This is a genomic window from Mesorhizobium sp. P2_F8 (assembly GCF_056403655.1).
The window spans coordinates 1-1,448 of record NZ_JBFUFB010000099.1 but is presented as its reverse complement, the minus strand read 5'-3'; the positions used below and the strand labels follow the sequence as shown (position 1 = coordinate 1,448).

Genomic DNA, 1,448 nt, shown 5'->3' with positions numbered 1-1,448 from the left:
GAAGTAGCCGATGCACATGAGCACCAGCACCTCTGATTGCGTGAGGTCTGCCGCGCGCTCGCTACCGCCGACTGCACAGCGGATGGCGTCTGCATAAGCAGGCCGGGTCAGGTGCTTCCAGCCCCCGGCGACGGCGACCAGGTCGTAGGGACGGCTGCGTAGTTCGTCACGAATGTCGTCGATGAGGAGATCGATGCTGCAGCCCTTGCCGACGATCCGCGACAGCGTTTCACGGGCGACGGGCTCGCTGGCCGCAAAAATCGTTGCCTCGACGCGCTGCATCCATTCGCGCCAGCGCGCCTCCGGCGGCAGGTGATCCAGCTCCCGGTCAAACAGCTGGTCAGCTGATCGACGGTCATCTGACCGCCTCCACCCTCGCCTGCTCGCTGCCTCCGCCATGGTCGTCACAGCCCGTAGATGCGGAACGCAGGGCGGCCGGACAGCTCGCGGACGGCGCCGAGCTCGACCAGCCGGTCGAACAGGCGGCGCAGCCCACGGTCACTCATACCTGCGATCTTTTCCGAGGCAACGATCGCATCGTYGGACAGGAGCTTGTCGACAACAGCGTCCGCCGCCTTGGCTCTGAGTTTCGGCGCGACGGCAAGCAGCCGGTCGGCGCGGCGCTCGAATTCAGCGGAAAGATCAATCGCTCGTAGCGCAGCGCGCGCCTGGGCGGCGAGCAGGTTTTTCGTCCGATCGGAACCCGCTTCGATACCAGTTGCCGAAACAACGGTACTCGCGCGGCGCGGCGGGCCTGGATTCATGCCCAAAGCCGTCTCGGTGCCCAAGAGCGGTACTGCATGTGTCCACCCTAGCCGTTGAGCCAGCAGGGCGTCGGCAAGCCAGGCTCCAAGGGCGCGCCCAAAGCCGTGGCGTTCGGCGAGCATGACGGCGTCGGTCTTCAGTCCCACCATCCCGTCACCGGCGGCAAACTGCCGAAGATCGTTAGTCAGGTCGCTCAGGCCCTCTTTATTGCGCGCGACACCGAAGTCATCCAGCACCGCGCCGATGCTCGCCTCGGTCAGCAGTCTCTCCGCAGGCATTACGGCCAGCCGACGCCATGCCAATAGCATCCTGCCAGCTGGCCCGACATTGTCGCCCGGTCGTGTGAGCAGCACCGCGTCGCGCAGGGCGCTTTCATCCTCGATGCGGCCGGCCTGCCTCGTCGTTGCCGCGGCCGCCGAGAGCGCCAGGCGCTGCCGCCACGTGCCAGCCCACCGCTCCTGCCGGCGGATCATCGCATCAAGCGCGCCGATGGCGGCGCCCGCGGCGAGCGCGACGTCTTCAACATCTCTACCCGCAAGGCTTTGCGAATCTTGAATTGCTCGGCGGAGCCAGATCGGCACCGCAGCAACGGACASGGCTGAACAGGCCTTGGAGAGTGCAGCGTGGCGAGAAATGGAGGATTTGGGTCGCAGAATCATCGCCCGCAGGATGAGTCATGCCGG

Annotated in this window: 2 protein-coding genes; both read right to left on the bottom strand. The window is 66.1% G+C overall.

The genetic code is table 11. The features are described 5' to 3' along the window. On the bottom strand, nucleotides 1-399 hold a 399-nt coding region (gene scpB / locus AC1DZP_RS36165), incomplete at its 3' end, for an SMC-Scp complex subunit ScpB (RefSeq protein ID WP_477309135.1). Between the two features lie 5 nt (nucleotides 400-404). Beyond that, a complete protein-coding gene (locus AC1DZP_RS36160; protein WP_477309133.1) occupies nucleotides 405-1,424 on the bottom strand; it encodes a DUF1403 family protein in 1,020 nt (339 codons plus the stop codon). Nucleotides 1,425-1,448 lie beyond the last annotated feature (24 nt).